Raw genomic sequence first — 5,922 nt, forward strand, 5'->3', positions numbered from 1 at the left:
GCCGCTATGCTCCATGGCTATGCCCTCGCAACTCAGGCAAAACTTCCGTGAATCCCGTAGCCCGCAAGGGGAGGGGGGACAAGGAAGGGGGCTGTCGGGGCCGATGGCTCATGCTGCCGGTGCTACTTGCCCAGCAATTCCTTCATCTGCTTCTGGAAGTCGGCGACGTTGCTCTGGTCGATCAGCCGGGTCGGGATGATCTTCAGCTTGTCGGCCGGGATGAAGGACTTGTCGCCCTCGGTGTACTGGGCCAGCAGCTTCACCGTCTGGTAGCCGAACTCATAGGGCTGCTGCACCACCGTGCCCTCGATCACGCCCTCCTGCACGCCGCGCAGGGTGACCGGGTCCTCGTCGAAGCCGACGACCTTGATCTGGCCCAGCTTCCCGGCCGCCTTCATCGCGTCGTAGATGATCGGCGTGTTGTAGGAGTAGAGGCCGACCAGCATCGCCAGGTCGTCATACTTGGTCAGCGTGTCCTCGACATTGCGCTTGGCCTTGACGAAGTCGATATCGTCGGTGCGGACGTCGACGATCTCGATCTTGGTGCCGGCGATCGCCTTCTTGATGCCCTCGACCCGCTCGCGGGCGTTGGCGTTGCCCAGCGTGCCGACGAACAGCATGATCTTGCCGCCGTCCGGCAGGGTCTTCTTGATCAGCTCGCCCGCCTGCACGCCGGCGGCGACGTTGTCGGTGCCGATATACAGCAGCCGGTTGCTCTTCGGCGCGTCGCTGTCGAAGGTGAACAGCGGCACCTGGCTGGCGGCGGAGTTCAGGAGAGCGGTCGAGTTGTCCGGATCGACCGGGCTGATGCCGATGCCGACGACGCCGCGGGCCAGCATGTCCTCGACGATGCGGCGCTGCTCCGCGGCGCTGGATTCGCCGGGGATCTTGAACTCGACGCTGTAGCCCTTGAGCTCGGACACCGCCTTGTCGGTGCCCTTGTGGGCGATGGTCCAGAAATCGGACGAGCCGTTGACGACGAAGGCGATGGTCTTGTCGGCGGCGGTGGCCGGGCCGATGGCGAGGACCGACGCGACGGCGGCTGCGATGCCCGCCAGAATCAGGCGCTTCATTGGGTTCCTCCCGTTTTTCCGAGTCCCGCTCTGCGGTGGGGTCGGTCAACATTGCTATTATAATCAGACAATTTGGATCACAACGGCCGGGACCGGTCAAGCCGGCGCGCATGCGGCGTGTTTGAGCGTCCCTCGGCGCGGTGGGGAGGCGAGCGGAGTCACGGGCCACGTCGGCCTCTGGTAGGCTTCAGCAAATGCGATGCAAATTTGAAAAAAGACATTCAGGGAGCATGGGACGATGCCTTCTGCCGCCGTCAGCCAGCGACAACGGGCCTGGACGGGCTTCATGCGGCAGCATGAAGCCCTGGCGGCGCAGCAGCGGGCGCTGCTGGGCGAGATCCTGCGCCGCAACGCCGGGACCGAGTTCGGGCGGGAGCACGGCTTCGACGCCTTGAAGTCGATCGAGGCGTACCGGGCGGCGGTCCCCATCCGGCAATGGGCCGAGATGATTCCCTATGTCGACGCCATCCTGGCCGGGCGGGACGGCGTGCTGACGTCCGAGCCGCCCTTCTTCTTCCACCGCACCTCCGGCACCACCGGCACGCCGAAGATGATCCCGTTCACCCGGCGCTGCCTGGCCCTGCAGCAGCACACGCTGCGCCGCTGGCTGGATCGCGCCGTGCTCGACAATCCCCGCCTGCTGCAGGGGCGGACGCTGGCCCTGCTCAACACCGCCGTCGAGGGCGTGACCGGGCAGCACATCCCCTATGGCGCGCTGTCCGGCAGTGCCTATTTCCGCCTGCCGCCGGCGATCCGGCGGACCTACTGCCATCCGTATGCGGCGTATCACATCGAGGACGGCGCGGCGCGGCGGTATGCCCTGCTCCGCTTCGGCATCGAGCGGCCGTGCAGCTTCGTGTTCAGCGGCAACGCCGCAGCGCTGCTGGGCGCGTTCGAATTCGCCGACCGCCACGCCGAAGCGCTGATCCGCGACCTGCATGACGGCACGATGTGCGGCGACTTCGCGGTGCCGGATTCGATCCGCGCCATCGCCATGAACGAGTTCCGGCCCGATCCGCAGCGGGCGCGGGTCCTGGCCGAACGCCGCCGGCGCGGCGGCCGGCTGCGTCCGGCCGATTACTGGCCCGACCTACAGGCGCTGGGCTGCTGGATCGGCGGCTCGATGGGCCATTTCGCGCCGGCGCTGCGCGACTGGTGCCGCCCGGGGGTGCCGCTGCGCGATGTCGGCTACATGGCGAGCGAGGGCATCTTTACCATCCCGCTCGGCAATGAGACCCCGGGGGGAATCCTGACCCTGCACACCGCGGTGTTCGAGTTCGTGCCGGAGCGCGAGTTCGGCCGGCCCGATGCCCGCAGCCTGTTGGCGCATGAGGTTGAGCCCGGGCAGAACTACCAGATGGTCCTCACGACCACCGGCGGGCTGTACCGCTATGCCATGAACGACGTCGTCCGCGTCACCGGCCGGGTGGCCGGTTCGCCGGTGCTGCACTTCCTGTACAAGGGCGGCCAGGTGCAGAACCTGCAGGGCGAGATGCTGACCGTCGATCACGTGGTCGGCGCCGTCACCGCCATCGCGTCGGAGGCCGGGCTCAACCTGCGCCACTTCCAGGTCGCGGCCGAGCTGCCGGCCCGCCGCTACGCGCTGCAGATCGAACCGGCGGCGCCGGTCCCGGCCGCGATCCTGCCGCAGCTGCTGCAGCGCTTCGACCGGGCACTGGGATCGATCAACGAGAACTACGCGACGCTCCGCGGCGACCGGCAGCTGGCGCCGCCCGTCCTGCGGGTGATGCAGGCGGGGTGGTTCGACCGTCTCGCCGAGGACGCCGTCGGCCGTGTCCGTCGCGACAGCCAGGTCAAGCTGGCGGTGCTGGTCGGGGAGGCCGAGCGCCCCGAGCTGGCCGACACCGTGATCGGCTTGTCTGCAATCCAGCCTTGAGGGCGGCAGAAGCGCCTTGACCTTCCCATATTGGAAGGTCGGAGAGTCGTCCGGTCCAAGCGAAACAGGAGCCGAACCATCATGGGTGTCCCACTGTCCTTCCGGGTCGAGGACATGACCTGCGGCCATTGCGCCGGCACGATCAAGGGCGCGATCGAGGGCAGCATCCCCGGCGCCAAGGTCGAGGCCGACCCGGTGCGCAAGCTGGTCTCCGTCACCGGAACCGCCGACCGGGCCCAGGTCGCCGCGCTGATTGCCGAGGCCGGCTACACGCCCGAAGCAGCCTGACGCGGGCCTTCGGGGCTCAGAGCCGCTCTCAGCCGTTGACCAGGAAACGCATCGGGTCAGGGGTGAGCTGGCAGGCATCGACCGGCTGGCGGTCCGGCGCGTCCAGGAACTTGCCCGTCAGCGTCTCGGCGCAGGGGTCGCTGCCGATCAGGCCGTGGCCCTGGTCCTGGCGTTCGACCAGGAAGCCGTTCGGCAGGTGCGACGCGGTGGCGCGCGCCCAGGCCGGCGGCGTCACCGGGTCCAGTCCGCCGGACAGGATCAGGGCCGGAATGTCGCTGTCGACCGGCTGGGTGGCGAGGTCGTCGGCGGCACCCGCCGGCCAGGCCGGGCAGGTCGAGCCGGGGGCGTCGCGCAGGTCGCCGGCATCCGGCGCCAGGCATTCGGCCAGGTCGTAGGCGCCGTTGGCGATGGTCGGGTCCAAGAGCCCGGTCAGCCACTGCTCCGCCGCCTCCTCATAGGCCTCGTCGCGGTCGGCATCGATGCCGGCGATCAGCGCCGGCAGGGCGGCGGCGTCGTCGCGGGAATAGAGGTCGTTGAACACCACCTCGGCCAGCAGGCCGCCGGTGAACATCAGCTCGGCCTCGCCGCCGCCGTCCGGCCGCTCGACGGTGACGGTCGGCGGTTCGTCGTCCAGCCGCTCCAGCAGGGTGCGGTAGCGTCCGGCCAGGTCGGGATAGGCGGCGTTGCAGGCCGTGTCGGCGGCGCAGGCGGCGAAGATGCGCTGCAGCGACCGGTCGCCGTCCGGATCGTCTTCCTCCGAGGCGGTGAACAGGCTTTCGCCGGGCGGGTAGACGCCGTCCAGGATCAGCGCGGCGATGCCGTCGGGATAGCGCCGCACCGTCTCCAGCGCCAGCCGGGTGCCGTAGGACGACCCGAACAGCACCCATCTGTCGAAGCCGAGGGCGAGGCGCAGATCGGCCACGTCGCGGGCGCTGTCGGGCGTGGTATAGCGGGTCAGGTCGTGGCCTTCGCCCTCCCAGCGGCTGCGGCAGGCGCGGGCGGCGTCGATCGCCGCGGCGGCGTTGCCGCCGTCGCCCTCCGGGCCGTTGCCGCGGATCTGGGCGTCGATCATCTCCGGGCAGGTCAGGTTCGGCTCCGACTTGCCCATGCCGCGCTGGTCGTACAGCACCAGCTTGCGCTTCTGCAGCCAGTCGTTGCGGGCGATCAGGTCCCACCAGCGGGCGATGCCGTCCGGGTCCAGGCCCGCCGCCCCGCCCGGGCCACCCTCGAGATACAGGATCGGCGGCGCGTCGCCGAGCTGGTCGGGCGTCGACAGGATGGCGACCGCGAGCGTCACGGTGGCGCCGTCTGGCTTGTCCCGGTTCTCCGGCACGGTGACGGTGCCGCAGGTCGCGGCCCGGCCGTCCGGCACCGTGAAGCCGCAGGCCCCGGCATGGAATTCGGGCGCAGCCAGGGCCGGGGCGGCGCCGGCCAGGGTCAGGACGGCGATCAGGATCAGGCGACGGGTCATCATCGGCATTCGCGTGACAAAGCCGACCAAACCTAAGCAGGCGGGCGAGGCGGCGCCATGCGGCAAGAGCGTCCCACCCAATCCTGCCGCCGGATTGCGGCAGGGCCACGGCCAGTCTGCTATTCCGCGGCCAGCAGTGCGGTTCCCTGGGGAACAGCGTCGGCGACCAACTGCACCACCTGCAGGCCCTGTCCCAGCTCCTCGCGCAGGGCGGCGGCCTCGGCCGGGGTCCGCACCGGGGGGCGGCGCGGCGTGTCGCGGCGGGCATGGTCCAGCACGGCCGGGTCGACGCCGTCCTCGACCAGCAGCAGGTCGGCCCGGCGCAGCGCCGCCACCTGCCGCAGCGTCAGGTCCTGCTCGCCGCCCGGGCCGAGGGCGATCCGGATCAGCGAGCCGGCGGAAGGACGCTCCGTCGCCACCCGGTCCAGGAGGTCGAGCGCCGTTGCCCGATCGGCCGCGCCGTCGCGGTACAGCCGGCGCCAGAAGGCCAGGCGGCGGGCCGGGTCGGCGATGCGGCGGCGAATCTCGTCGCGCAGCGTGCCGGACAGGGCGGCCAGCCGGCCGAGGCCCGGCGGGATCAGGGCCTCCAACTCCTGCCGGATCAGCCCGGCCAAAGCGGGCGCCGCGCCGCCGGTCGACACCGCCACCACCACCGGTGACCGGTCCAGGATCGCCGGCAGGATGAAGTCGCACAGCGCCGGCCGGTCGACGACGTTGAGCGGCACGCCCGCCGCCCGCGCCAGGGCGGCGCTGCGCTGATTGGTCCGGTCGTCGCCCGAAGCATCGATCGCGAGGCAGGCCCCGGCGAGATGGCCGGCGGTCAGCGGGCCGGGAAGGATCTCGGCGCCGGCCGCCGTCTCGGCGAAGGCAGGATCGGCCCCGACGAGCCGGATCGCGGCGCCGGCGCGGCGCAGCAGCTCGAATTTCGGCGCGGCCGCGTCGCCGCCGCCGACCAGGACGCAGACCCGGCCGCGCACGGTCAGGAAGACGGGCAGGTGGGGCAGGGGGGCTTGGTCCTGCGGCGCTGGAGAGGCCGACGGTTGCCTTCTTTTGAGTCCCCCCTCCCCTTGCGGGAGGGGGGTAGGGGGAGGGGGTTCGTGCCGACTGAACTGGCCGTCTTCGGTGGGGTGCCGATCCTCATCGGAACGGATCGGCTCAGCATTCGCGCGCGGACGCGCGCAGACCCCTCCCCC

The 5,922-nt window shown here is 70.8% G+C and carries 5 protein-coding genes; 2 read left to right on the forward strand and 3 right to left on the reverse strand.

Annotated features, from left to right (window positions below):
- Nucleotides 1–122 precede the first annotated feature (122 nt).
- A complete protein-coding gene (locus tag AAHM41_RS38300) occupies nucleotides 123–1,073 on the reverse strand; it encodes a sugar-binding protein (protein ID WP_342241890.1) in 951 nt (316 codons plus the stop codon).
- Nucleotides 1,074–1,359: 286 nt separating this feature from the next.
- On the opposite strand from AAHM41_RS38300, the gene AAHM41_RS38305 reads away from it, so the two are divergent.
- Complete coding sequence (locus AAHM41_RS38305; RefSeq protein WP_342241891.1) at nucleotides 1,360–2,970, forward strand: GH3 auxin-responsive promoter family protein; 1,611 nt, start codon at nucleotides 1,360–1,362, stop codon at nucleotides 2,968–2,970.
- Nucleotides 2,971–3,051: 81 nt separating this feature from the next.
- Entirely contained in the window at nucleotides 3,052–3,258 is a 207-nt protein-coding gene (locus AAHM41_RS38310) for a heavy-metal-associated domain-containing protein (protein ID WP_342241892.1), read from the forward strand.
- A gap of 28 nt (nucleotides 3,259–3,286) precedes the next feature.
- On the opposite strand, the gene AAHM41_RS38315 is transcribed toward AAHM41_RS38310, so the two are convergent.
- Both AAHM41_RS38315 and AAHM41_RS38320 read right to left on the reverse strand, forming a co-directional pair.
- Nucleotides 3,287–4,732, reverse strand: a complete 1,446-nt coding sequence (locus AAHM41_RS38315; RefSeq protein ID WP_342241893.1) for an alpha/beta fold hydrolase — start codon at nucleotides 4,730–4,732, stop codon at nucleotides 3,287–3,289.
- A 116-nt stretch (nucleotides 4,733–4,848) separates the two neighbouring features.
- Complete coding sequence (locus AAHM41_RS38320) at nucleotides 4,849–5,880, reverse strand: NAD(P)-dependent oxidoreductase (protein ID WP_342241894.1); 1,032 nt, start codon at nucleotides 5,878–5,880, stop codon at nucleotides 4,849–4,851.
- Nucleotides 5,881–5,922: the final 42 nt, after the last annotated feature.

The organism is Inquilinus sp. OTU3971 (genome assembly GCF_038440215.1).